Origin of the sequence: Mesorhizobium sp. M0174, from assembly GCF_040322275.1 — a bacterium.
Taxonomy (GTDB): Bacteria; Pseudomonadota; Alphaproteobacteria; order Rhizobiales; family Rhizobiaceae; genus Mesorhizobium.
In genome coordinates, this window is the sequence record NZ_JAMYTB010000002.1 from 223,934 (window position 1) to 248,585 (window position 24,652).

At 63.6% G+C, this 24,652-nt stretch carries 21 protein-coding genes; 8 read left to right on the forward strand and 13 right to left on the reverse strand.

Features of this window, described 5'->3' with window-relative positions:
• Window positions 1–14: 14 nt before the first annotated feature.
• Window positions 15–977: a sugar-binding transcriptional regulator gene (locus NKJ13_RS04535; protein WP_352738590.1), complete on the forward strand. Its 963-nt coding sequence runs from the start codon at window positions 15–17 to the stop codon at window positions 975–977.
• Here the strand turns inward: NKJ13_RS04535 and NKJ13_RS04540 are convergent.
• The 7 genes from NKJ13_RS04540 to NKJ13_RS04570 all read right to left on the reverse strand — a co-directional run bounded on the left by NKJ13_RS04540 (window position 974) and on the right by NKJ13_RS04570 (window position 10,808).
• On the reverse strand, window positions 974–2,467 hold the full coding sequence (locus NKJ13_RS04540) for a xylulokinase (protein WP_352777166.1): 1,494 nt from the start codon (window positions 2,465–2,467) through the stop codon (window positions 974–976). The genes NKJ13_RS04535 and NKJ13_RS04540 overlap by 4 nt on opposite strands.
• Before the next feature lie 20 nt (window positions 2,468–2,487).
• On the reverse strand, window positions 2,488–3,810 hold the full coding sequence (locus tag NKJ13_RS04545; protein ID WP_352737105.1) for an NAD(P)H-dependent oxidoreductase: 1,323 nt from the start codon (window positions 3,808–3,810) through the stop codon (window positions 2,488–2,490).
• A 214-nt stretch (window positions 3,811–4,024) separates the two neighbouring features.
• Window positions 4,025–5,131: a mandelate racemase/muconate lactonizing enzyme family protein gene (locus NKJ13_RS04550; protein ID WP_352701689.1), complete on the reverse strand. Its 1,107-nt coding sequence runs from the start codon at window positions 5,129–5,131 to the stop codon at window positions 4,025–4,027.
• A gap of 50 nt (window positions 5,132–5,181) precedes the next feature.
• A complete protein-coding gene (locus NKJ13_RS04555) occupies window positions 5,182–5,907 on the reverse strand; it encodes a GntR family transcriptional regulator (RefSeq protein WP_352701687.1) in 726 nt (241 codons plus the stop codon).
• Between the two features lie 281 nt (window positions 5,908–6,188).
• Window positions 6,189–7,343 (reverse strand): efflux RND transporter periplasmic adaptor subunit, encoded by a 1,155-nt coding sequence (locus NKJ13_RS04560; protein WP_352737104.1) that lies wholly within the window; start codon window positions 7,341–7,343, stop codon window positions 6,189–6,191.
• A 16-nt stretch (window positions 7,344–7,359) separates the two neighbouring features.
• A complete protein-coding gene (locus tag NKJ13_RS04565) occupies window positions 7,360–10,539 on the reverse strand; it encodes an efflux RND transporter permease subunit (RefSeq protein WP_352777168.1) in 3,180 nt (1,059 codons plus the stop codon).
• Window positions 10,533–10,808 carry a hypothetical protein gene (locus tag NKJ13_RS04570; protein ID WP_352737102.1) on the reverse strand — a complete coding sequence of 92 codons (276 nt, stop codon included), beginning with the start codon at window positions 10,806–10,808 and terminating at the stop codon, window positions 10,533–10,535. The genes NKJ13_RS04565 and NKJ13_RS04570 overlap by 7 nt, the downstream gene beginning before the upstream one ends.
• 251 nt (window positions 10,809–11,059) lie before the next feature.
• Between NKJ13_RS04570 and NKJ13_RS04575 the strand changes: the two genes are divergently transcribed.
• The gene (locus NKJ13_RS04575) at window positions 11,060–11,641 is read left to right on the forward strand and encodes a TetR/AcrR family transcriptional regulator (RefSeq protein WP_031211029.1); all 582 of its coding nucleotides are present in this window, start codon (window positions 11,060–11,062) and stop codon (window positions 11,639–11,641) included.
• Between the two features lie 544 nt (window positions 11,642–12,185).
• Here the strand turns inward: NKJ13_RS04575 and NKJ13_RS04580 are convergent.
• From NKJ13_RS04580 to NKJ13_RS04605, 6 genes are all read right to left on the reverse strand, one after another.
• The gene (locus tag NKJ13_RS04580) at window positions 12,186–13,208 is read right to left on the reverse strand and encodes a LacI family DNA-binding transcriptional regulator (protein ID WP_352737101.1); all 1,023 of its coding nucleotides are present in this window, start codon (window positions 13,206–13,208) and stop codon (window positions 12,186–12,188) included.
• Between the two features lie 57 nt (window positions 13,209–13,265).
• Window positions 13,266–14,060, reverse strand: a complete 795-nt coding sequence (locus NKJ13_RS04585) for an ATP-binding cassette domain-containing protein (protein ID WP_352737100.1) — start codon at window positions 14,058–14,060, stop codon at window positions 13,266–13,268.
• A 4-nt stretch (window positions 14,061–14,064) separates the two neighbouring features.
• A complete protein-coding gene (locus tag NKJ13_RS04590; protein WP_254820392.1) occupies window positions 14,065–15,051 on the reverse strand; it encodes an ABC transporter permease in 987 nt (328 codons plus the stop codon).
• A 106-nt stretch (window positions 15,052–15,157) separates the two neighbouring features.
• On the reverse strand, window positions 15,158–16,090 hold the full coding sequence (locus NKJ13_RS04595; protein ID WP_352737099.1) for a sugar ABC transporter substrate-binding protein: 933 nt from the start codon (window positions 16,088–16,090) through the stop codon (window positions 15,158–15,160).
• 252 nt (window positions 16,091–16,342) lie between these two features.
• On the reverse strand, window positions 16,343–17,137 hold the full coding sequence (locus NKJ13_RS04600; protein ID WP_254820394.1) for an SDR family oxidoreductase: 795 nt from the start codon (window positions 17,135–17,137) through the stop codon (window positions 16,343–16,345).
• A gap of 77 nt (window positions 17,138–17,214) precedes the next feature.
• Entirely contained in the window at window positions 17,215–18,372 is a 1,158-nt protein-coding gene (locus tag NKJ13_RS04605; RefSeq protein ID WP_352737098.1) for a fumarylacetoacetate hydrolase family protein, read from the reverse strand.
• Window positions 18,373–18,598: 226 nt separating this feature from the next.
• Between NKJ13_RS04605 and NKJ13_RS04610 the strand changes: the two genes are divergently transcribed.
• The 6 genes from NKJ13_RS04610 (at window position 18,599) to NKJ13_RS04635 (ending at window position 24,641) form a co-directional block, all read left to right on the forward strand.
• Window positions 18,599–19,882 carry an NAD(P)/FAD-dependent oxidoreductase gene (locus NKJ13_RS04610; protein WP_352737097.1) on the forward strand — a complete coding sequence of 428 codons (1,284 nt, stop codon included), beginning with the start codon at window positions 18,599–18,601 and terminating at the stop codon, window positions 19,880–19,882.
• A gap of 83 nt (window positions 19,883–19,965) precedes the next feature.
• Complete coding sequence (locus tag NKJ13_RS04615; protein WP_352737096.1) at window positions 19,966–20,853, forward strand: ABC transporter permease; 888 nt, start codon at window positions 19,966–19,968, stop codon at window positions 20,851–20,853.
• Entirely contained in the window at window positions 20,850–21,728 is an 879-nt protein-coding gene (locus NKJ13_RS04620; protein WP_352737095.1) for an ABC transporter permease, read from the forward strand. Before NKJ13_RS04615 ends, NKJ13_RS04620 begins: the two co-directional genes overlap by 4 nt.
• The gene (locus NKJ13_RS04625) at window positions 21,713–22,783 is read left to right on the forward strand and encodes an ABC transporter substrate-binding protein (protein WP_352737094.1); all 1,071 of its coding nucleotides are present in this window, start codon (window positions 21,713–21,715) and stop codon (window positions 22,781–22,783) included. Before NKJ13_RS04620 ends, NKJ13_RS04625 begins: the two co-directional genes overlap by 16 nt.
• Window positions 22,784–22,957: 174 nt before the next feature.
• Window positions 22,958–23,566 (forward strand): cupin domain-containing protein, encoded by a 609-nt coding sequence (locus tag NKJ13_RS04630; RefSeq protein WP_254820400.1) that lies wholly within the window; start codon window positions 22,958–22,960, stop codon window positions 23,564–23,566.
• Complete coding sequence (locus NKJ13_RS04635; RefSeq protein WP_352737093.1) at window positions 23,556–24,641, forward strand: ABC transporter ATP-binding protein; 1,086 nt, start codon at window positions 23,556–23,558, stop codon at window positions 24,639–24,641. The genes NKJ13_RS04630 and NKJ13_RS04635 overlap by 11 nt, the downstream gene beginning before the upstream one ends.
• Window positions 24,642–24,652: the final 11 nt, after the last annotated feature.

The window sequence follows — 24,652 nt, forward strand, 5'->3', positions numbered from 1 at the left end:
GGCAAGGCAAACAGATGACGATCGTAGAGAACGAAAGAGCCTCGCGCTTCCCCGACGCCGAACTCAAGGCCCGCGCCGCCTGGCACTATTACGTCGAGGGTCTTACACAGGAACGGATTTCCGAAATTCTTGGCGTCGGCCGCATCAAGGTGCATCGCATTCTCTCCGCCGCCCGCGAAGAGGGGGTCGTCCAGTTTCGCATCCGTGACAGCGTCGTCGAATGCGTGATTTTGGAGGAAAGCCTGAAGCAGCGGTTCGGGCTCAGCCAGGCCGTGGTCGTGCCGTCGGCAGCCGACCGAAGCAATGCGCCGCTGATGATCGGCCACGCCGCTGCCGCCTACCTGGCCGACCATGTGAATGCCGGCGATGTCATCGCGCTGGGCTGGGGGCGGACACTGAAATTCGCCATCAATGAATTGCCGCGGCGGCCCATCGCCAGGACGACGGTGGTTTCGATGCTTGGCGGCCTCACCCATGCCCAGCCGCTCAACCCGACAGAAAGCGCCTGGGATTTCGCCGAAAAGATAGGTGCGGAATGCTTCCTGCTGCCGGTGCCGGTCTATGCCGACAGGCCGGAGCAGCGCGACGCCTTCATGAGCCAGCGCAGCGTTCAGGACGTCGTCTTCCGCGCACGCCGGGCAAACATCGCCGTGCTCAGCGTCGGCTCGTTTTCCAACGACAGCCCGATCGCCAATTATGGCTTCATCAAGCCAAGCGAACTCGAGGAATTGCAGGCGGCCGGTGCCGTCGGCGATATTCTGTGTCATTTCATCGACGTCGAGGGCCGCCCGGTCGACCACGAGGTCAACCGCCGCGTCTGCGCCTATCCGCTGCAGGATCTGTCGGATATCCCGAGCATCATCCTGGTGTCGGGAGGCAGCGAGAAGGTTGCGGTGATGCGGGCTGCGCTCGCCAACACCAAGGTATCGGTTCTGATCACCGACGAAGACGCGGCCAAGGGGCTGCTCAACCGCTAGATTTCGCGGAGAGCGCCGAGGCGGGTATGGATATCGCGCGTCGCCTGGTAAAGGTCGCGGTAGATTGCCTTGCGGTCGCGATAGGCGGCGACAAGCCCGTCGACCGGATCGACATGCCTGGTGGGAGCGGCAGCCATTACCTCTGCTGCGGCTTCCGGCGAGGCAAACCAGCCGATAGCCGCTGCCGCCAGCATCGCAGCGCCGAGTGCAGCGGCTTCGTTGACCGGCGAAACCGAGAGCGGCCGCTCGAGCACGCTTGCCATGATCTGCATGAGCAGCGCGCAATTGGTGCCGCCGCCGGCGGCAATCATCGCCGCCGGTCCGCCCGCCCGGGCTTCCATGGCCTCGGTGGCGACGGCCTGCTCGAAGGCGATGCCTTCCAGGACAGCGCGGAAGAGATGCTCCGGCCGGTGGTCCAGCGACAGGCCGACAATGGCGCCGCGCGCCGCACCGTCCCAATAGGGGCTCATGACGCCGGCCCAATAGGGCATGATGAGCAGGCCGTCGCTGCCCGCGGCAACATCCAGCGCAGCCTTCTCCAGCGCTGCCGCCGACGGCGAACCGGTCGTGCGAACGATCCAGTCGACCAGCTGCATGCCCGAGCGCAGCACGGTCTCGAGCATGAAACCGGAGCCGGTCGGCGAGACCAGCGTTCGAAAAGCGTCCGAGGTTTTCACCCTGCCGGAATAGCAGCCGCTGACCACGCCCGAGCCGAGCGAGAGATAGCTCTTGCCCTCGCCGTAAACGCCCATGCCAAGGCCCATAGCTTGGCCGTCACCGGCGCCGGCAACAACCGGCGTGCCGGCCTTCAGGCCGGTCAGCTGCGCTATGCTTGCGGAAAGACTGCCGCAGACCACGCCCGGCGCGACCAGCTCGGGCAATTGCTCCAGTTGCAGCCCCGCCGCCGCAACGAGCTCTGGACGCCAAGTGCCCTTCTCGAGGTCGAGCAGCCCGAGCGGATCCGCACTTGCGGTGCTGGTGACCAATCGCCCGGTCAGCCGCTGGACGAAGAATCCATGCACGTCGACCAGCGCCGCTGCCTGGCGAAGCACTTGCGGCTGGTGCTCGGCAAGCCAGGCGATGGCGTAGAGTGCCGGCGTCGGGTCCGGCGGCTTGCCGCTCCAGTCGCGGATCGCCTCGCGGCCGAGTTCGGCCGAAAGCCTGATAACCTGCGGACGGGCGCGTTCGTCCAGCCACAGGATCGCCGGGATCAGTGCTTTGCCGGCGCTGTCCACCAGCGTGAAGGTCTCGCGCTGATGGGCGATACAGATCGCCGCCACCCGCGCAGCGCCGACCGCCTCGGTGACCTGCTTCAATGCGCCAAGCAGCGCCGTCCACCAATGTTCGGCGTCCTGCTCGAAATGACCGGGCTTCGGATTTGAAAGCGGGTACGGTTCGCGCGCCTGGAACAGCTCTTCGCCGTCGCGCGAGAAGGCAATTGCCTTCACGGCCGTGGTCGAGGCGTCGATCCCGATTACGACATCTTCCATCAGGCGGAGATCCGGCGGGGTCAGGCCGCGTTGGTAGCGAACCGTCCGTCTGACTGGTCAAGACGGCGGCGGATCTGGGTTATCACCATCGAATCGTCGGGTACACAATTTTCATAGGTCAGGAAGTCGCCGGTCTTGAGCGGCTTGACCACCTTGGCGCGTTCGGCAAGGCCGAGCGGCAGGGCGCCGCGGGCGCGCGCATCCTCCCAGGTCATGGCGAAGCCGCGATAGTCGTTCTCGCCGATCATGCCGAGAGATTGGCCAACGCCGAGATCGCTCTTGGCAACCGCCACCGCCTCGGCGACCGGATGGTCGAGCGGCTCCATGTCGGCACGCTTGTAGACCACCGCGCGCGCCGCCGACAGCGGCACTTCCAGGCTGGTCAGATGATAGGGCCGGAAGATCGTGAAATAGGGGCCTTGGCCGACCTTGAGGTCGATCATGCGCTCCAGCACACGCGGATGCCGGGTTTCGATGATGCAGAACACGCCGGGCGCCACGCCCTTGCCGATCGAGTAATCGACAACGCCCTTGCGGTGCAGCACGCCGCCATCCTCGCGCGGGCAAAGCACGCTTGCCAGCTCCTCTAGCGTCGCGGTCGGGCCGTGCATGCCCGGCACATCGGGCACCAGGCCGGTCGCATTGGCGATTGCCACCATTTCGATCGCCGTCTTCGAGCCGTCGACGAATTCGACCAGCATGCGCGCATTCATGTTGCGCTCGGCCGCCTCCTTCTCGTAGTCGGCCGGCATGGCGTCGATCTTCAGCGGATTGTTCTTGCCCTTGCCGGCGGCGATGATGTTGAAGCCGAGGCTTTTGGCAAAGCCGATGATCTCCAGCGTGCAGGCGGGCTCGTCGCCGGCGGCACCGGTATAGACGACGCCGGCCTTGCGTGCCTCCTCCTTGAGGAAGCGGCCGATGGTGATGTCGGCCTCGACATTGAGCATGACGATATGCTTGCCGTTCTTCATCACTTCGAGCGCAAACAGCGTGCCGATATTGGGATTGCCCGTTGCGTCGATGATGACGTCGATCCGGCCGGCCGCCGCCAGCGCATGCAAATCTTCGGTCACCGCGATCTTGCCCGCCTCGATGGCGCGGTCGATCGCCGCGGCATTGCCGGCCTGAACGATGTCGGAATGGTCATGGCCAGCGAGCAGCGCCGCGTCGATCGCTGCCTGCGGCCTGACTTCGGAAATGGCGCCGATCCGCATGCCCGGCATCAGCGCGACCTGGACGACGATGTCGGTGCCCATCTGCCCGGCGCCGGCAAGCCCGATGGTGATCGGCCCCTGCTGTTCAGCGCGCTTCAGCAGTTCCGCTGCAAATTGCGGATGGGACATGTCGCTTCCTCCAGTTCCTGACGCGCCGCAGCGTCCAAATCAACGTTTTGAACATTTCTATTTGCAAATGAAAAATATTTCAACCGGCAATTGGGCATTGCCGCTCTGCAATCGGTCGAGGACGATTGGATGAGCGGTCAATCCACACGGCCGTGCCTCCGCAGTCAGAAGGACGCGGCATATTCAGGTTGATTCGGTGCAGCCTTATTGCAGTTCAGCTGCCGATTTCGAAGAAGGGCGCGCCGAGCAGGCCGGGAACGACATCGATGCCGAGGCCCGGCCCATCCGGAATGCCCATACGGCTTCCCGAAACCGGCGGCATGTTGGATGCGGTGCGCACCGTCACCCATTCGTGAAAGGCGATAGCGTGCAGCCGGCGCTCCTCCGGCGTCGACAGCGACAGATGCGCCATGGCCGATGTGTCGATCTCGGCGCCGCCAGTGTCCTCGACCGTGATCATGAAGCCGAGGTCGACGGCAAGGTCGCGGATCTGGCGCGTTTTGGTGACGCCGCCAAGGCGTGAGATCTTCAGCGTCAGCCCGTCGGCGGCGCCCTTGCGATGGATGTCGAGCATATCGTCAAGCGAGGCGACGGATTCGTCGAGCACCATCGGTTTGTCGAGCGAGCGGCGCACCGACAGGCATTCGTCGATCGTCGTGCAGGGCTGCTCGAACGTGTAGTCGATGTTGCGCGTCGCATCGGCGAACTGGCGCGCCTGGTAAGGCGTCCAACCGGCATTGGCGTCGCAGAAGATGACGGTGCCCTTCGGCACGGCGGCGGCGACGGCTGTGACGCGTTCGATGTCGTCATGGACGTTGCCGCCGACCTTGACTTGCAGCCGGTGAAAGCCGTCGTTGAGGATGCGCTTGGCGAGTGCGGCCATCGCGTCGACGGTGCCGTGGGTGACGACCTTGTAGAGTTCGGCCGTCTCACTTTCGCGCCCACCGAGCAGGGTGACCAGCGGCACGTCGGCGGCGCGCGCCGCGAGATCCGAGCATGCCATGTCGAGCGCCGACTTGATGTAGGGATGGCCCTTGAACACCGTGTCCATCAGCCTGTTGATACTGGCAAGCCCGCGTGGGTCATGGCCAATGAGATGCGGTGCGATCTCGACGACGCCGGCGCGCGTGCCGGCGGCGAAGGCAGGCGAATAGAAGTTGCCGAGCGGCGCCATCTCGCCCCAGCCGGTGAGCCCGCTATCGGCGGTGACGGCGACGATCACCGCGTCGAACGCATCGGCGACGCGCCCCTTGGACATACGATAAGGCCCGTCAACGAAGGGCTGCACGACATGATAGGCCTTGATGGTTTTGATCTGCACGTTTTCTGTCCGTTGCCTATTTTCCGGGATGACCACCAGAATTGTCTGGCTCAGCCGCCTTCAGGCGGTCCGGCACGATTGGCGCCAGCACCCTTTGAGCCGCGCTGTTCCAGCCCGCGCGCATAGGCGAGCAGTTCTTCGAAATCGAAATCGATGTGCTCCTTGGCGTGGCGCTGGGCAGCGCGCATGTCGCTGCCCTTGAGCAGCCGTACATAGGTCTCGTGAGCATCTTCGGCAGGCACCGGCTCGTTGCGCGCCCGCTGGTGCAGCGCGAAATACATCTGCAGCCGGCTGGTCAGCCGCTGCCACGTTTCAAGCAGCACCGAATTGTCGGCCCATTCATGGATCAGGCCATGCAGTTGCAGCGCGGTTTCGATCTGCCGCGTCGTGTCCAGTTCGCGCGTCGCCTGCTTCACCGCCGCATGGCGTCGGTCGATCTCGTCGAAGAAGCGCTCGTCGCGAAGCGGCCAGGTCCGCGCGATGGCGAATTCGTCGAGCACCTTGTTGAGCGAATAGGCATCGTCGATATCCTTCGCGGTAACGTCGATGACGAAGGTTCCGGCGTAAGGAATGCTGGTCAGGATGCCTTCCTGCACCAATTCGCGCATTGCCTCGCGCAGCGGCGCGCGGCTCACCCGCATCTGCTCGGAAATCCTGAGTTCGTTGAGCTTCTGCCCAGGTTCCAACTGGCCGGTCAGGATCGCCCGCCGGAGCAGCGCCACGATCTCGGCGCGTCTTGTCGTGTCGGCGATCGGACTGAAATCCAGCGTCGCCATTCCGGCTGCTCCAGCAAACCGGAAGGAAAAACAGATTGTCGACAATCTTACAAGAGGCTGGTTGTGGATTTCTTAACTTCCGCTTGGCCGGCGGCTTGCGGCGCAGGCAAGGCCGTCAGGCCGCACGGCCGCAGAACCGACCCCGCTGAACATCACGCCGGCTTCTCGAAGCTGGCGTATGTAGCGCTTTCCCCAAGGAATTGCGTAAAACGAAACATAGCAAAACGGCGCCCTTGGCGTGGGAGCCGAGGGCGCCGCGGGACCGGACCTGATGGGGGTTATCAGGTGGGCGGTTTCTCGGGCAGCGGCGAGACCGGCATTCCCGGGCCGATCTTCTGCAGATTGCCGGTAATGACCCGGTCGCCTTCGGCCACACCGCTCAAGATGGCGACCTGATCGCCATTGGTCGGTCCGAGCGAAACGATACGCTGGTCGACCGTGTTGTCCTTGCCGACGACATAGAGGTATTTGCCGAGCTGGCCTGAGCCGAGTGCCGTCTGCGGTACCATCAGCGCATCGGGCTGCTCTTTGACGTGCAGCCGGACGCGGACATATTGGCCGGGGAGCAGCGTGAACTTGGCGTTGCCGATCGTCGCCCGTGCCGTGATCGTGCCGGTCGAGCGATCGATCGAGTTGTCTATGAAGGTAAGATCGCCCTTCTGGCGCGGTTCCGTTTCACCGGGAAGCAGGACATCGACACTGATCGGTCCTGCGGCCCGGGCTTCCTCGATCTGTGTCAGGTCCGTTTCGCTCGGATTGAAGGTGACGTAGATCGGATCGAGCTGCACCAGCGAATTGAGCACCGTGCCGGCAACGCTGACCAGCGTTCCAACGGATGCCTGGCTGCGTCCGATGCGTCCCGCGAACGGGGCGCGGATTTCGGTATAGCTCAAATTGAGCTCGGCGGTCCGCAAGGCGGCCTGGTTCACGGCGAGCGAGGCCTGAGCCTCACGCAAGGTGCTGGTGCGCTGGTCGAACACGTCCTTGGCGAGATAGCCGCTCTTGGCGAGCTCGCTGCCGCGCCCGAGATTGGAGCGCGCATAGTCGAGTGTTGCCGTGTCGCGCTGGATAAGCGCCTTCGCCTGCTCGAGGGCAGCCTGGAAATCCTCAGGGGCGATCTTGTAGAGAAGGTCGCCCTTCGCAACGTCACTGCCGTCGATGGCGACCTGCTCCTGCAGGTAGCCCGGCACGCGCGCCTGCAGCGTGATGCTGCGGATCGGCTCCACCCGGGCGGCATAGTCGAGATAGATCGGGATCGTCTTCTTGACGACGCTCACCACCGGCACCGGCATGACGAAGGCTTCCGGCTTGGGTGTTGCCGCCCCGGCTGTGCCGGCGTTGAGGCTGAGGCTGCCCATGTCGAGCAGGTGAACGCTCGCCACCGAAATCGCCCCAAGGGCGACGGCCGTTCCCAGCGCCATTTTCCATTTACGCATGATCAATTCTCCAGTCCTATTCAGCCGCTTCGGCCAATGGCTCGAAGGCGGGTTCGGCAGTTGGTTGTTCGGTCGCTTCGGAAACCGGTTCGCTCTCGCTGCGGCGCTCGCGCAGCTGCTCGATCACCGCATAGAAGACCGGCACGAACACCAGCGACAGGATCGTCGCCGCGACCATGCCGCCAAAGACGGTGGTGCCGATCGACTGCCGGCTTGCGGCACCCGCACCTGTGGCGAACATCAGCGGCAGCACGCCGAGGATGAAGGCGAAGGCGGTCATCAGGATCGGTCGCAGCCGAAGCCGCGCCGCTTCCATCGCGGCGTCGACGATGCTGAGGCCTTCTTCGCGCCGGCGCCGGGCAAACTCCACGATCAGAATCGCGTTCTTGGCCGCCAGTCCGATCAGCATGACGAAGCCGATCTGCGAATAAACGTCGATCTGCATGCCGCGCAGCCACAGCACGACGAACGCACCGAACAATGCGAGCGGCACCGCCAGCAGCACCATGAACGGCATCGCCCAGCTCTCATACTGCGCGGCCAGGATCAGGAAGACGAAGACGATTGCAAGGCCGAAGACGACGGATGCGATCGATCCTGCCTTGAGCTCCTGATAGGTGATGCCGGTCCATTCGTAGCCGAAATCTCTCGGCAATGCCGTGGCAGCGGCACGCTCCATTGCCGCCACCGCCTGGCCGGACGAAAAGCCGGGGGCGGCGCCGCCATTGATCAGCGCCGACGCATTGTTGTTGTAATGCGGCACGGTCTCGGGGCCGACGATCGGCACAAGCTTGCCCAACGTGCCCAACGGCACCATGCCACCCGACGCATTGCGGACATAGAGCCGCGATATGTCCGCCGGACCGGCGCGAGAGTCCTTGTCGGCCTGGATCGTCACCCGGAAGGTGCGGCCGAACAGGTTGAAATCGTTCACATAGAGCGAGCCGAGATAGATCTGCAGCGTGTTGAAGACGTCCGGCAGGTTGAGCCCGAGCAGCTTCGCCTTGGCGCGATCGAGATCGTAGTTGAACTGTGGCGTCGAGGTCGAGAACGACGAGAACAATTGCTGCGGGTTGAGCTCCGGCTGCTTGCGCGCCTCGGCAATCACGGCTTGCGTCGCATCGTTGAGCGCCACGCTGCCGCGGCCGGTCAGGTCCTCGACCTGGAACTCGAAGCCACCGGTGGTGCCGATGCCCGGGATCGACGGCGGGTCGAAGCTCAGCGCAAAAGCCTCCGGAATTTGCAGCAGCTTGTTGCGCACGTCGGCGACGAGTTTCGAGGCGCTCTGGTCGGGGCCGCGTTCGTCCCATGGCTTCAGGATCGCGAATTCGACCGCCGAGTTCGACTGCGCGGCACTGGTCAGGAAATTCAAGCCGCTGATCGAGCCGACGATGTCGACGCCGGGCGTGTTTTGCAGGATGTCGCGCGCCTTTTGCGCCACCGCATCGGTGCGTTCCAGCGAGGCCCCGTCCGGGAGCTGGATGACGACGAAGAAATAGCCCTGGTCCTCGACCGGAAGGAAGGTCGACGGCAGGCGCTGCCAGACGAAATAGGTCGCGACAAGTCCGGCCGCGAACACGCCGAGCATGATCCAGCGCAGGCGGATGAGAATGCGTACGCCATTCGCATAGGCATGCGCCAGCCGTTCGAAGCCCATGTTGAACCAGCGGAACAGCACGAACTGTGTTTCCGGCCGGTGGCGCAGGAAGGCGGCGCTGAGCGACGGGGTAAGCGTCAGCGAGACGAAGGCCGAGATGCCGAATGAGATCGCCACGGTCAGGGCGAACTGGTTGTAGAGTCGGCCGGACACGCCGGGAATGAAGGCGACCGGCACGAACACGGCCATCAGCACGGCGGTCGTGGCGATGATCGGGCCAGTGACCTCGGCCATCGCCGTGCGCGTGGCGGCCAGAGGTTTGAGGCCGGCCTCAAGTTGGCGTTCGACATTCTCGACGACGACGATGGCGTCGTCGACGACGAGGCCGATCGCCAGCACCATGCCGAGCAGGCTGAGCATGTTCAGCGAGAAGCCAAGCATATGCATGACGGCCAGCGTCGTTACCAGCGACACCGGAATTGCGATCGTCGGGATGATCGTGGTGCGCCAGCTTTGCAGGAAGATGAACACCACGGCGACGACCAGGACCAGCGCTTCGCCGAGCGTGATCAGCACGTCGTGCATTGAGGCCGAAACGAAACGTGTCGTATCGTAATGCATGGCGTAGCTGACGCCCTTCGGGAAACGGCCCGACAGCTCCTGCATCTTGTCCTTGACGCGCTGCTGCAGATCGAGCGCGTTGGAGCCCGGCATCTGGTAGACCGCGAGCACCACCGTCGGGTCCTTGCCGAAGAAGGCCGACGACGAATATTGCAGCGCGCCGAGTTCGATGCGCGCAACGTCGCGCAGCCTGACCAGCGAGCCGTTGGCGGTATTGGCCCGCACGACGATGTCGCCGAACTCCTTGGGATCGCTCAGCCTGCCGACGGCGTTGACCTGCATCTCGAAGGCAGTGCCGGCCGGAGCCGGTGATTGCCCGATCTTGCCGGCCGCCACCTGGACGTTCTGCTCGGCGACGGCGTTCTGCACGTCGACTGCGGTAATGCCGAGATTGGCGAGCTTGTCGGGGTCGAGCCAAATGCGCATCGAATAGCGCCGCTCGCCGAAGATCTGCACGTCGCCGACGCCGGGCAGCCGCTTCAGCGGATCGACCACCTGCAGATAGGCGAGATTGCTCAGCGCGACCGGATTGACGGAACCGTCCGGCGAGGTGAGGTCGACGATCAGGACGAAGTTCGGGTTCTGCTTCTTGATCGTCACGCCGCCCTGATTGACGATGGCCGGCAGCGAGGAAGCCGCCTGCGAAACGCGGTTCTGGACGTCGACGGCCGCCGTGCTCAGATCGTAGCCGACGTCGAAGGTGATGGTGATCGTCGACGAGCCGTCATTGGAGCTCGACGACGACATATAGATCATGCCTTGGACGCCGTTGATCTGCTGTTCGAGCGGTGTCGTCACCGTGTCGGCGACGACCTGCGCGCTGGCGCCCGGGTAGTGAGCACTGACCACGACCTGGGGCGGCGTGATGTCGGGAAATTGCGAGACCGGCAGAAGGAAATAAGAGATTCCCCCGGCGAGCACCATGATGATGGCGATCGCCGACGCAAAGATCGGACGATGGATGAAGAAGTTTACCATGAGATGCACGCCTCGCCCGATGCTCTGGCCCGGCCGAAGGCCTTGGCCACCCTGGACAGTCGCCGGCTGCGCGTCGAGCCGGAATCTTCGAGAAAGCCGAAATCTTGCAGGGGGCGACGCGGCGCATTGCGGCGCTCGGCCTGCTCGTCCGCCAGCGTACGCAGCATCGCCTCGAAAGACCGCGGGTCGACGCGGTCGGCTTTCATCAGCATGCGGATCATCGGATCCCTCACGACTTCATCGATCGTCAGATCATTGCACTGCGACATCGAAGCGGCTCCTGGTTTTGGCGATCCGCGGCGAGCCGCGGATCGGGTGTTCTCTTGCTCGCCGGCCGAGGCCGTGCGGTGCGGTTCGTGCCCTTGCCGATCGGGGCGGGGCTGATGGCCGGCACTTGCGAGTTTGACATGATGCAATGCGGGTGTTACAGGTAAGTAACATCGCTAACGTTACAGACCGGTAACACCCTAGTCAAGAGGTGCACCGAGGGAATTTCGGAAACGCAATCACGGAGGTTTTGATGACAGACGGTGTTGTGGAGCGTGTTCGCCCCCGGGACAGGATCCTTGAGACGGCACGGGACATGTTTCACAAGCATGGCATTCGCGGCGTCGGCATCGACGCCATCACCGAGGCCGCCGGCACCAACAAGATGACGCTCTACCGGCATTTCGAGTCCAAGGACGACCTGATCATCGAATGTCTGCGGGCGACCGCCTGCAGCGCCAACGCGATGTGGGAGAAGTTCGAGGCGGAGAATCCGGGCGACAAGCTGGCGCAGCTGCACGCCTGGGTCCGGATGGCGGCCGATTGCCTGATGTCGGATCGCCGCGGTTGCGACATGGCCAACGCCGCCATCGAGCTGAGCGAGGCCGATCATCCGGCAAGGCAAGTGATCAAGGAACTCAAGGAAGCGCAGCGCGAGCGTCTGGTCTCGCTGTGTCGCGATGCGGGTATCGGACAGGCCGAGCTTCTCGCCGATACGCTGTCGCTTCTGCTCGAGGGCGCCCGCGTCAGCCTGCAAAGCGTCGGCGCCGAGGGCCCGAGCGCGCAGTTCGTCCGCATGGCGGAAGGCCTGATCACTTCTTTCAGGGCCAGATAATCTCGCAAGCGGCGAAACGATCCGCGGCGTTTTGATTGCGCGCCGTGCCGCTGGGTGATGTCTCGTCCCATCGCGATGTTCCATCTCGCGTCGCCCTTGCCGCAACAGCATTGCTGGCGCGGCGTTGTTTGCTGGTCGTCAGGCAGGATAGGGCCGTTGGCGAACCGGTGAGAGTGACAAGTGTGACAGGATTTCGCCCGATAAGCCGCGGCGGTCGCAGCGAAGCTCATCGATCCGCGGATCAGCAATCGTGTCCGGTGTCAGTCACGATCCCAGCATCGCCCGCTATCCCGGCGCCGGAACAAAAAAAGCCCGCTGCCGGGAGGAGGTGGCAGCGGGCTCGATTTCGAATACGGCACGGGAGGAGGTGTACCGCACTCAGCGTCGGCATCGCATCTGGGAGGAGTAGATGGCCGACACCTGCGAAACTATCAATTGCCCAATGATTCGGCAACCAAAAAAGTTGCATAGGTGATGTGCAGATTTGCGGTATCAACCGAATTTTAACGATCAAGGCCCGAGCGACCATCGCCCCCGCACGACATCACTGCACCGGGACATTTTCCTTGAAGATCAGGCGCGGCTCGATGAATTTCCGCGTCAGATAGGGCGCCGACGAGGCGATCGAGCCGAGCAGGCGAATGACCGACTGTTCGGCGATCAGCCGCGCATTCTGGTCGATGACGACGTCGAGCAGATCGTCGACCAGATAGCCGCGCGTCTCGCGCGTCAGGTCATGGCAGATGAACACCGGCTTCGTCCGAGGCCTGGCTTCGAGCAATGCTTTTGCCACGCCCGAGCGCCCGGCCCCGACACAGTAGATCCCGAGCAGCTCCGGCTCGTTGTGCAGCGCCTTCATGGTCGCGGTATAACTGACCTCCGGCTCGTCGTTGATCTCGACGGCGCTGGTGACGGTCAGATTGGGGAACTCCTCGCCGAGCACCGAGCGAAAGCCCATCTCGCGTTCCTCATGGCCGCGATAGGAGCGTGAGCCGACCACCATCGCCAGATGGCCCTGGCGGCCGCCGAGGAACCGTCCCATCAGCAGCGCCGCGGTGCGGCCGGCCACTCTGTTGTCGATGCCGACATAAGCTGAGCGCGGCGCGCCGGGAACGTCGGAAACCAGCGTGACCAGGCGGATGCCGGCCTCGACGATCTCGCGCAAGATGTTGCGCGTTCTCGGATGGTCGATGGCGATGACGCCGACACCGTTCGCCTTGAGAGAGAGGTCTTCGACGGCCATCTGCAAGGCACTCGGCGAGATGCCGGTGAGCTTGTGGATGCGGCAGGAGGCGACCAGCGGCAGGCGCGCCGCATAATCCTCGATGTGCCTGGCCAGATCGGCCATGAAGGCATTGCTGCCCATCGGCAGGAAGAATTCGAGATGTGCCGGCCGCGAGGGCAACGCGACCTGGTCGACGACCGGCAGATAGCCGAGCTGCTTGGCCGCCTCCATCACGCGCTGCCGGTTGGCGGCACTCGCCCCCGGCCGGTTGTTGAGCACACGGTCGACCGTCGCGGTCGACAGGCCGCAGCTCCTGGCAATATCCGAAACGGTGGCTTTCATGTCGCAACCATGTGGCGATGCGATCCAGTGCCTCGACGATAAGCCCGGCCCGGCTGCTCACCCGGGCCGTTGCGTGCCCTCGGCCAGCGCGTCACGGATCTCCTTGTCCGACATGCCGGTGATGACGCGCTCGACTTCGGCGACGCTGGTCTTCTTCGGGTCGATATCGTCGGCGACCACCTTGCCGCGGCGCATGACGACGATGCGGTCGACCACCTGGAAGACATGATGGATGTTGTGGGCGATGAAGATGCAGGAATGGCCGGAATCGCGGGCACTGCGCACGAAGCTCAGCACCCCTTGCGTTTCGGCGACGCCGAGATTGTTGGTCGGCTCGTCTAGGATGATAAGGTCGCTGTCGAAATGCATGGCGCGCGCAATCGCCACCGCCTGCCGCTCGCCGCCGGAGAGTGAGCCGATCGGCGTCGTCGGCGGGATGTTCTTCGAGATGCCGACCTGCTTGAGCAGGTCACGGGCAACCACGTTCATCGCCTCCTGGTCCATGCGGTTGAGGAAACGCGGCGGCTTGATCGGCTCGCGTCCGAGGAACAGGTTACGGGCGATCGACAGCTGCGTCACCAACGCGGAATCCTGGTAAATCGTCTCGATGCCATGGGCGATGGCGTCGCTGGTACTGCGCAAATTCACCTTCTTGCCACGGATAAAGATGTCGCCGCTGGTCAGCGGGACCGCGCCCGACAGCACCTTGATCAGCGTCGACTTGCCGGCGCCGTTGTCGCCGAGCAGTCCGACGATCTCTCTTTCGTTGACATGGAAATTGGCATCAATCAGCGCCTGCACGCGCCCATAGGACTTGCGGATTTTCGTCATGCGGATCAGTGGCTCGACCATCGTCTCAAGTCCCTGCCTGATGCCGGCGTTCCAGCCATGAGTGGAGCGCCATCATGCCGAGGATGATGGCGCCGATGAAGATGTTGTAGGCAAGGCCCGGCACACCGATCAGCACGATGCCGTTGCGCATCACGCGCAGGATCAGGATACCGAGCACCGTGCCGATGATTGTACCGCGCCCGCCGGTCAGCGCCGTGCCGCCGATCACCACCATGGCGATGACTTCGAGCTCGTAGCCGGTGCCGCTGTTGGGGTTGGCCGCCGAGGTACGCAGCGAGGAGATGACGCCGGCGAGCGAGGCCAGGATCGACGACAGGATGAACAGGCCGATCTTGACGCCGCTGACATTGACGCCGCGCGCCCTTGCAGCACTCGGGTTGCCGCCGGCCGCCTGGATCCAGTTGCCGGTCCGGCTCTGCGTCAGCACGTAGCCGAGCGCGATTGCGGCGGCGATGAACCAGAACAGCGACATATAGATACGGAACGGCCCGATGAAGAAATCGCCGACCAGGGCTTCCGCCAGCCAGCTGCCCTCGGCGCTCCAGGTCCGCTGCGGAAACCCGCTGGTGACGAACAAAGCGGTGCCGCGCACCACCAGCAGCATGCCAAGCGTCACCAGGAAGGACGGGATCTTGAGCTGCGTCACGAACCAGCCATTGACCAGTCCGATGAAGGCAGCGACCACCAGCGCAACGACGAAGGCGGCTTCGAGCGAGGCGACGCCGCTGTTGAACAAGGTCCACATCAGGACCGGCGAGAAGCCGAACACCGAGCCGACCGAGAGGTCGAATTCGCCTGATGTCATCAACAGCGTCATCGCCAGCGCGATCAGCCCGAGTTCGACCGTGAAGGCCAGCGTGTTCGAGATGTTTTGCGGCGACAGGAAGTCGTGGTTGATGCCCCAGAACACGGCGATCTCGATGACGAGCAGCACGAACGGCCCGAACTCAGGCCGCGCGATCGAGCGTTGGATAAGAGAACGATTTTCCACCTTGGACCCGCGATAGGATTGGATTTGGCCGAGACCGCAAGCGGTTCGGCGGAATGATGAGACGGTCACGGCCGCCGAAGCGGCCGTGACCAACTCGATCGCGGACCTATTTGCCGGACAGGATCTTGTCGTATACCGCGGCGGTGTCCTTCTCGTAGAGCGCGCCGGTGATCACGTCGAAGCCTGGCGGGATACCGCTTGCCGCCATGTTGGCGAGCGAGAGCGCGACGTAGCTGGTCGCCTGCGGATCCTGCCACTGCGCGGCATTGACGTAGCCGTTCAGCACTTCCTGAGTGGTGTCGAGCGAGTTGCCCCAGCCGACGACCGGGATTTCGCCCGGCTTGACGCCGACCTGGTCGAACACCCGCTTGATCGAACCGGTGACCAGGTCGCCGAGGCCGATAACCGCCTTGACCTTGGCCCTGTTGGCGGTGAGGTAATCGACCATGCGGTTGATCACTTCGGCCTGGTCGAGCGTCGCTTCGGTGATTTCGTAGGTGATGCCGAGCGGCTCGAACACGCTCTTGATGCCTTCCTCTTCCTGGACGCCATAGGTGGCGCCGGGAATCTCGACCGGCATCCAGACGAAGTCGCCCTTCTTCACCAGGCCCTTGTCGACCAGATACTGCGCCCAGTGGTTGCCGAAGGTGACGTTGTCGCCGCCGACATAGGCGTTGAAGTCCGCCTTCGGGTCGGGCGTGTTGAAGTTGATGATCGGGATGTTCGCCGCCCGCGCTTCCTTGACGATCTCGACAAGGCTGCCCGGATCAGGGCTGGTCGTGGTGATGCCGTCGGCCTTCGCGGAAATCGCGGCGCGAATAGCCTCCTGCTGCGACGCCACGTCGCCATTGTGGAACGATGTGTTGACAGTGTTGCCGGTGTCCGCCGCCCATTGCTTGGCCCCGGCAAGGAAGTAGGTCCAGACCGGATCGGCCGGGCCGCCATGCGAAATCCAGTAGAACGTCTTGGCCTGTGCCGCGGCCGGAATGGCCAGCGCCACTACCAAGCCAAGTACAAGCAGTCTTAGCCTCGTCAGCATGTGATTTCCTCCCATTTGAACCGAACTCCTCCTCCGACGACGATCACCGCGAAAGGCCGTGCGCGGCCAAAACGGTGGTCGCATTTTGCCAGCGTCGACCTGGGCGCATTAGAGCATTCCCTTTTTCGATCGATGGCAAGCCTCCATCCGCCAATGGACGTTGGCGCAATGCACGACGCCATCAGCAATCCCATCAGATTGCATCAGTTTGGCTGATATTTTCCAGGCGGCCGACGATCGGCCCTGCGACCGTCACGCAATGCCGCGCGGCGGCGCGCCGAGCACGGATTGCTCTAGGTCGATAAGCGTCCCGGTCATCAGCCCGGAGGCGTCGCTGAGCAGGAACAGCGTTAGCTGGGCGACTTCGTCCATGGTCAGCAATCGACCAAGCGGCAGGCCGGCGGCGGCGATCTTTGCCCAGTTTTCGCCCTTGCCCAGCGTGCGCGCCTGCATCTCTTGTTCGGCCGGCGTCGCTACCCAGCCCATGTTGATGCCGTTGACGCGGATGCGATCGGAAAGATGCGCGTTGGCAATGTTTCTGGTCAGCGTCGAAAGCGCGCCCTTGGTGGCGGAATAGATGGCAAGGTCCGGCGCACCGCAATGCGCATTCACCGACAGTATGTTGACGATGGCGCCCGCCGCCTGCCGTGTCTTCATGTCGGCTACGGCCGCTTGCATGAGGAAGAACGGCGCGCGCGCATTGACGGAAAACAACCTGTCCCAGTCGTCGATTGTGCCAGTTTCCAGCGAGGCCCGGTCGGTGAGGGCCGCAGCGTTCACCAGACAATCGATGCGGCCGAGTCTTTTGATCGCTTCCGCCATGACAGCTGCAGGCGCGGCCGGATCTCCAAGCTCGGCCTGGATGAAGACGACGGGCCGGCTTGGTCGTGAAAGCTCTTCGGCGATGCGTGCGCCACGCTCGGCATTGCGGCCGACAATGGCGATCCCTTCGCCGCCGCCGGCTGAGGCCAGCCGGGCGATGGTCTCGCCAAGCCCTTGCGTCCCGCCGGTAACGACAAGGGTCTTGCCCTCAAGAGCGACGATCAATGGACTCTCCCGAATGCCGACGAGCAGGTAATTTCCAATCAGAGAATTCTAGATCTATCGGATGTTAGGCTGGGGGACTAGATGAGGTCGGCCCTTGCGAGGTCACGCATCAGATGGCTGGCGCCGTAGGTCCAGTGTGGGCAGTCGGGTGACAGCCGCACGCGGTTGACCAAGGCACCGAACTTCTCCGACGATATGGTGACGATGTCGCCGACCTTGTGGGTAAAGCCCTTGCCTGTTTCGCCGCGATCCTTCGACGGCACGAACATCGTGCCGAGATAGAGCGCCAGCCCGTCCGGGTATTGGTGATGTGGCCCCATGGCGGCGGCGACCAACTCTTCTGGCGAGCGGCTGATCTCGGCCATCGAACTGGCGCCTTCCAGCGAGAATCCATCCTCGCCTTCGACTTTCAACCGTACGATCGCCTGCTTCACGTCGCCGATGGAAAATGTCTCATCGAACAGCCGGATAAAGGGGCCAAGTGCTGCCGAAGCGTTGTTGTCCTTGGCTTTGCCGAGCAGCAGCGCCGAGCGCCCCTCGACGTCGCGCAGATTGACGTCGTTGCCGATCGTCGCCCCGACGATCCTGCCGCTGCTCGCGGCGATCATGGCGATCTCCGGCTCCGGATTGTTCCATGTCGAAACCGGATGCAGGCCGACATCGGCGCCGAAGCCGACCGAGGCCATCGGCTGGCATTTGGTGAAGATCTCGGCATCGGGGCCTATGCCGACTTCCAGATATTGCGACCAGGCGCCGCGCGCAATCAGCTTGGCCTTGATCTCCATCGCTTCCGGCGAGCCGGGCTTGAGCTTCGACAGATCGTGGCCGATCAGCCCGGCGATGTCGGCGCGAATGGCGTCGGCCTTGTCGGCTGAACCGCGCGCCTGCTCCTCGATCACCCGTTCGAGCAGGCTGACGACAAAGGTGACGCCAGACGCCTTGATCGCCTGCAGGTCGACGGGGGACAGCAGGTACGGTTTCCCCGGATCGCGCGCTGTCTCGAAACTGTTGGCCGCAATGGCGTCGAGCGGGCCGATCGGCCGCCCCTTTGCCGAGCGGACGTGTCCTGCCGGATCCGGCAATTCGCAAACGTCGCGTACGGTCGGTGCCACATTTGACGTGATGTCGAAGACCGTGCCGTCACGCACCGTGACCACCAGCGGATGGGAAGCATCGCTCGCCCGGGCGCGGCCCACGAAGAGGCCTTCGGCGGGCAAATGTGTGGCGTTCGTCATGGCTTGTATTTCCTGTTGTCTTGTCCTTCGGCCGCGGCACTTTCAACAAATTCCCGGCAAAGGTCTATCCCGTTTCGAAGGCCAGCTTTGTCAATCTGTTAAGGTCGTCTTGCGCTGCTGGATCGTAATCGATTTCGCCCTGCGCCAATGGCGAGCCGAAAACAGGCTGTCAAATCCATGAAATCGTCACTAGGATTTTCACTGAAAAGCGCAGCCCAGGTGACCCTTGTCCTTACGGTTTTCCGATCCGATCTGGCAAAAGCCGCGGACAGCCACCGCGTTCCAGTCGCTTTTTCCAGCCGGCCAATGCGTCGATGTCGTCATCGTCGGCGGCGGCATCATGGGGCTGTCAACGGCCTTGCACGCTGCCCGGCTCGGCCTTGCGGTCCAGGTGCTGGAGGCCGGCGAAATTGGCAATGGGGCGTCCGGTCTGAACGGCGGTCAGGTTATTCCTGGCCTGAAATACGATCCGGACTGGCTGCTGGAGCATTTTGGTCTCGAACGCGGTGAGGCGCTCGTCAACTTTGCCGCCTCGACGGCGGACGCCGTCTTCGAAATGATCCGCGACGAAAGACTGGCGGTGCCGTTCGTCCGCAATGGCTGGATCCAGGCCGCACACACCGAGACCGCGCTGAAAGCGGCGGCGAATCGGGATCGGCAGTGGCGCGCCCGCGGCGCCGATGTCCGGTTGCTGAGCGGGACGGAGATCGCGACGATGACCGGCGCGCAAGGCTATCTCGGCGGCTGGCTCGATCGCCGTGCCGGCGTCATCGATCCGCTCGCCTACACGTCGGAACTGGCGCGCGTCGCTGCAGCGGCAGGCGTGAAGATCGCCGAGCGCCAGAACGTGATGCAGATCAGCAAGAATGCCGGCAATTGGCACGTTTTTACGGAAAGCGGCGCCGAACTCAAGGCCAAGGCGATTGTCCTGGCGACCAACGCCTATACCGGCGGCCTGCTTCCCGGCCTCGCCGAGACGATCGTCCCGCTGCATTCCTTTCAGATCGCGACAGCGCCGCTATCGTCCAATCTCGCGGCGGCGATCCTGCCGGAGGGGCAGGCGGTTTCGGATTCGCGCCGCATCCTCGTCTATTACCGCAAGAGTGCCGATGGTCGGCTGGTGCTTGGCGGACGCGGCCGCATGGCCTTGCCGAACAGCCCGGCCGACTGGGCGCATCTGGAACGCGCGCTGCTGCGGCTCTACCCGGCGCTGTCCGACGTGGTCATCGAAAAGCGCTGGTTCGGCCGGGTGGCAATGACGCCGGACCATCTCCCGCATATCCACGAGCCAGAGAAGGGTCTGCTGGCGGTGGTTGGCTGCCAGGGCCGCGGCATCGGCCTGATGACCGCGCTTGGCGAGCGCATTGCCTCCTATTTGTCGAGTGGCGACACCAGGCAATTGCCGTTCCCGGTCTCGCCGATCCGGCCGATTCCGTTTCACGCCTTTCGGCAGGTCGGCGTTGCCGCGACCATCGCCTGGTACCGGATGCTGGACGCCTTCGAACGCTGACGTTCATTCCCAAACGTCAAACAGCTTGACAGCTTCACGAATATGAAAAAAGCTTAGTCGATTTCAAATACCATAGGCAGTCGATGTCGACCATCGCCGCAACGCAGCCGCTGCCGGAAACCCGGTCTTCGCCGGGTTTCCGCTTCGCCATGCTGCTGCCGGGCGGGCTCGTCACCTTTGTGCTGATCCTTTTCGCCTTGGGGCTGGTGTTCTTCCTGGCCTTTCGCGGCAATGACGGCTCGCTGCTCGGGACTGGTTTCACCCTTGCGAATTTCGTCACGGTGGCCACCGATCCGCTGTACTGGACGGTGACGCTGCGCTCGCTGAGCATCGCCGGCCTGGTGACGCTGGCAACCGTCGTCACGGCGTATCCTGTCGCCTATTATCTGGCTTTCCATGCCGGGCGGCGACGCGGGCTGCTGCTGCTCCTGCTGACCCTGCCGTTTTGGACCAGCTATCTGCTGCGCGTCTTCGCCTGGAAGATCGTGCTTGCCTATAATGGCGTGCTCAACTCGGCGCTGATCGAAAGCGGCATCTGGTCGGAGCCGACATTGGCCTTTCTCAACACACCGGCAGCGGTCGTCGTCACGCTTGCCCACGCTTATGCCCCGTTCGCCATCCTGCCCATCTATGTGGCGCTGGACACGATCCCGAAATCGCTGCTCGAAGCCGCTTCCGATCTCGGCGCAAAACCGTTCACCAGCTTCCGCCGCATCGTGCTGCCCAATTCGATGCCGGGCGTGCTGGCGGCGGCCCTCGTCGTCTTCGTGCCGACCGTCGGCGACTATGTCACCCCGGCGTTGGTCGGCGGCCCGGCCAGCACCATGATCGGTACGCTGATCCAGGCCGAGTTCGGCAAGGCAAATGACTGGCCGTTCGGCGCCGCACTCGCCGTCGCCGTCATGCTGGTCATCCTCGCCGTGGTGCTGGTGGTGCGCTTCGCCGACCGCCGATACGGCAGCGGCACATGAACGCGGCGCGTATCGATGCAAAACAGGGCGGCGGCTGGCTCGGCGCCTATGTCCTTGCCTATTTGATATTCCTGTATTTGCCGATATTGCTGATCCCGCTGTTTTCCTTCAACAATTCAATCCAGGCGGCGTTTCCGCTGCAAGGCTTCACGCTTGAATGGTACGGCACGCTTTACGGCAATTCGGCGCTCTCCGGCGCGCTTGCCACCAGCCTCGTCATCGGCGCAATTGCTGCCACCGGCGCAACACTCTGCGGCGTGACCGTGTCCTATATGGACCTCTACGGCCGCTCGCCGCTGGCCGCCACGATCAGTGCTATAGCGCGGCTGCCGATCCTGATCCCAGGCGTCATCGTCGGCATATCGCTGCTCATCCTGGTCAACCTCGCCGGCGTTGGGCCGTCGCGCATTGCCATTGTGCTCGGCCACGTGTTGGTGGCGCTGCCGACGACGGTGGTGGTCATGCGCAGCCGCTTCGCCGCCATCCCGAAGACCATCCGCGAGGCAGCGCTCGACCTCGGCGCTTCCGACTGGACGACCTTCAGAAGGGTGATGCTGCCGCTCAGCCTGCCGGCCATTATTTCGGCCTTCATGCTGGCCTTCCTGACCTCCTTCGACGAGTTCATCGTCGCCTTCTTCCTTGCCGGCACCGAGCCGACGCTGCCGCTTTATATCTGGAGCCAGCTGCGCTTCCCGAAATCGCTGCCGACCGTCATGGCGCTCGGCACCGCGATCCTGGCCGTGTCGTTCCTCATCGCCGCGCTCGCCGAAATCCTGCGCCATCACGGGCTTGCTGCCACCCGGCGGTCAGCGCCCGCCAACCTGTCAAAACCAGAAGAAACCGAAAGAGGAGAACTGCAATGGCATTCGACCTGAAATCGATAACGGCAAAGACAGCGAAAACCGGACTGGCTGCGTTCGCGCTGGCGCTTGCGTCGACTGTCGCCTTTGCCGGCGACAAGCTGCAATATTTCACGTGGTCGGGCTATGAACTGCCCGACTTCAACAAGAGCTTCCTGGCCGCGCACCCCGATGGTCTCGAAGCTTCGATGTTTGGCGACGACGATGACGCTTTCACCAAGGTCAAGGCCGGCTTCCGCCCCGATGTCGCGCACCCATGCTATGACAAGGTGGCGCGCTGGAACAAGGAAGGCCTGCTGCAGCCGATCGACACCAAGCGCATCAAGAACTGGGATTCGATCTTCCCGGTCTTCAAGAACCTGCCCGACCTGCAGGCCGGCGACGGCAAGGTCTGGATGGTGCCGTGGGACTGGGGCAACACCTCGATCCTCTACCGCACCGATCTGGTGAAGAACCCGGAAGCCAGCTGGAACCTGCTTTGGGATAAGCAATATGCCGGGCGTATGGCGACCATCGATGCCGTCCACGACACACCGGTGGTGGCGGCCCTTCTCGCCGGCGTCAATCCATTCGACATGACACCGGAACAGATGGACAACGTGGCAGAAAAACTTCGCGAGCAGCGCCCGCTGCTCTCGAACTACACCACCGACATGACCTCGGTCGAACAGGCATTGGCCAGCGGCCAGCTGGTCGCGGCCATGACCTGGAACGCCTCGGCCACCTCGCTGAAGAAGCAGGGCGTGCCCGTCGAGTTCATGAAGCCGAAAGAAGGCATGCTGACCTGGGCTTGCGGCTTCGTCATGCTCAAGGACGCCAAGAACGTCGACCTAGCCTATGACTTCATCAACAGCCGGCTGGAGACGGATTCCGGAAAGTATCTGATCCAGGCCTACGGCTATGGCAGCTCGATCAGCTCGGCTTTCGCCGCCGTGCCGAAGGAGGAGTTGGAGAAATTGCAGCTACCTTCCGATCCCGAGGTGATGCTGAAGACCACGATTTTTACCGGGCCGATGAAACAGAATGACGAACTCGCCAAGATGTTCGAGAAGGTCAAGGCAGGCGGCTGAGTTCGCACTTCCTTCTCCCCTTGCGGGAGAAGTGTCGCCGAAGGCGACGGATGAGGGTGTTCCAGATGGCACAGACGGCACTCGGGCCAACACCCCTCATCCGTCTCGGCACTTCGCGTCGATCCACCTTCTCCCACAAGGGGAGGGAAAACCTTACCAAACAAGGACGAACGAATGGACATGCTGGACGAAGCGGCTGAGAAGCCGAAGGACGACGCCGACGTCAGGGTCGGCCGGCGCGTGCGGGCGCTCAGGCTGGAGCGCAATCTCTCGCTGGCCGAACTCGCCGCTAAAGCCGGCGTCTCGATCGGTGCGCTGAGCCAGATCGAGCGCGGCATGTCATCATTGCGGGTGCGAGTGATCTGGCCGCTTGCCGCCGCCCTCGACATCGAGCCGTCGGCGCTGATTGTTGACGGCAACGATGCCGGCAACGATCTTTATTGCGTGCGCGCCAACAGCCGGCGTCAGATCCCGGTCAAGTCGGAAGGCATCGCCAAGGCGCTGCTGTCGCCGCCGGCCGCCACGCTGACCGGCATGCTGGTGACGGTGGAGGCCGGCGGCGGCACCGCCGAAGCCTACGCCCATGCCGGCCACGAATTCGGCTTCGTCCTGTCGGGTGAGGTCGAACTGGTGGTCGATTCGACCAGATACGGGCTGAAGGCCGGTGACAGCTTCGCCTTCAAGAGCACCTTGCTGCATGCCTTCCGCAATCCCGGCAGCGAGCGCTGCCAGATCCTGTGGGTCAACACCACCAAGCCGTCCGAGGTTCGCGATGGCGCCTGATCCGCTCGTCCGGCTGGACAAGGTCTCCAAGATTTTCCCCGGCGGCATCGTCGGGCTCGACACTGTCGATCTCAATATTTCGCGCGGCGAGTTCCTGACCCTGCTCGGACCGTCCGGCTGCGGCAAGACCACCAGCCTGCGGGTCATCGCTGGTTTCGAAGGCCCGTCGAGCGGCAGGGTCCTGCTCGAAGGGCGCGACATCACGGGGCTCAGGCCCTTCGACCGCCCGGTCAACACCGTATTCCAGGACTACGCGCTGTTTCCGCACATGAACGTCGCCGAAAATGTCGGCTTCGGCTTGTCGCTGCGCAAGCTCGCGGGTGCCGAACAGGCAAAGCGCGTCGGCGCGGCGCTCGACATGGTCGGCCTTGCCGACAAGCTCGGCGCCCGCGTGTCCGAATTGTCGGGTGGCCAGCGCCAGCGCGTCGCGCTTGCCCGCGCCATAGTCTGCGAACCGCGCGTGCTGCTGCTCGACGAGCCGCTGTCGGCGCTCGATGCGCATCTGCGCGAACAGATGCAGGCCGAGTTGAAGCGCCTGCAGTCGCGCCTCGGCACCACTTTCGTCATGGTCACGCATGACCAGACCGAGGCGCTGTCGATCTCTGACCGCATCGTTGTCATGAACAAAGGCCGCATCGAGCAGATCGCGCCGCCGGCGACTCTCTACGACCGGCCCGCCACCAAATTCGTCGCCAGCTTCATCGGCACGATGAACCTTCTGCAGTCGCGCTTTGTCGGCCGCGACGGCGAGCGCTTGCGGTTCGCCGCCGGCGCCCTGCCGCTGGAAGCGGTTTCGGAGACGGGCGAACTGCCTGGCGAGGGCACGGTGCGCACCATCGGCGTGCGTCCGGAGGATCTTTTGGCGACGACCGAGGCCACGGCCGGCACTGTACCGGTGCGGGTGAACAGCATCGTCTTCCACGGCCGCACCTTGCGCCTTCATGCAGAGCTGGGGCAGGGGACACAGGTCGTGATCGACGCGCCACGCCCGACAGAGGGTTTTCAATTCAGCGTCGGCGATGTGGCGCATATCAGCCTGCGCCGCGGCGCCAACTGCCCTATGCTGCCCAGCTAGTCTGATTTTCA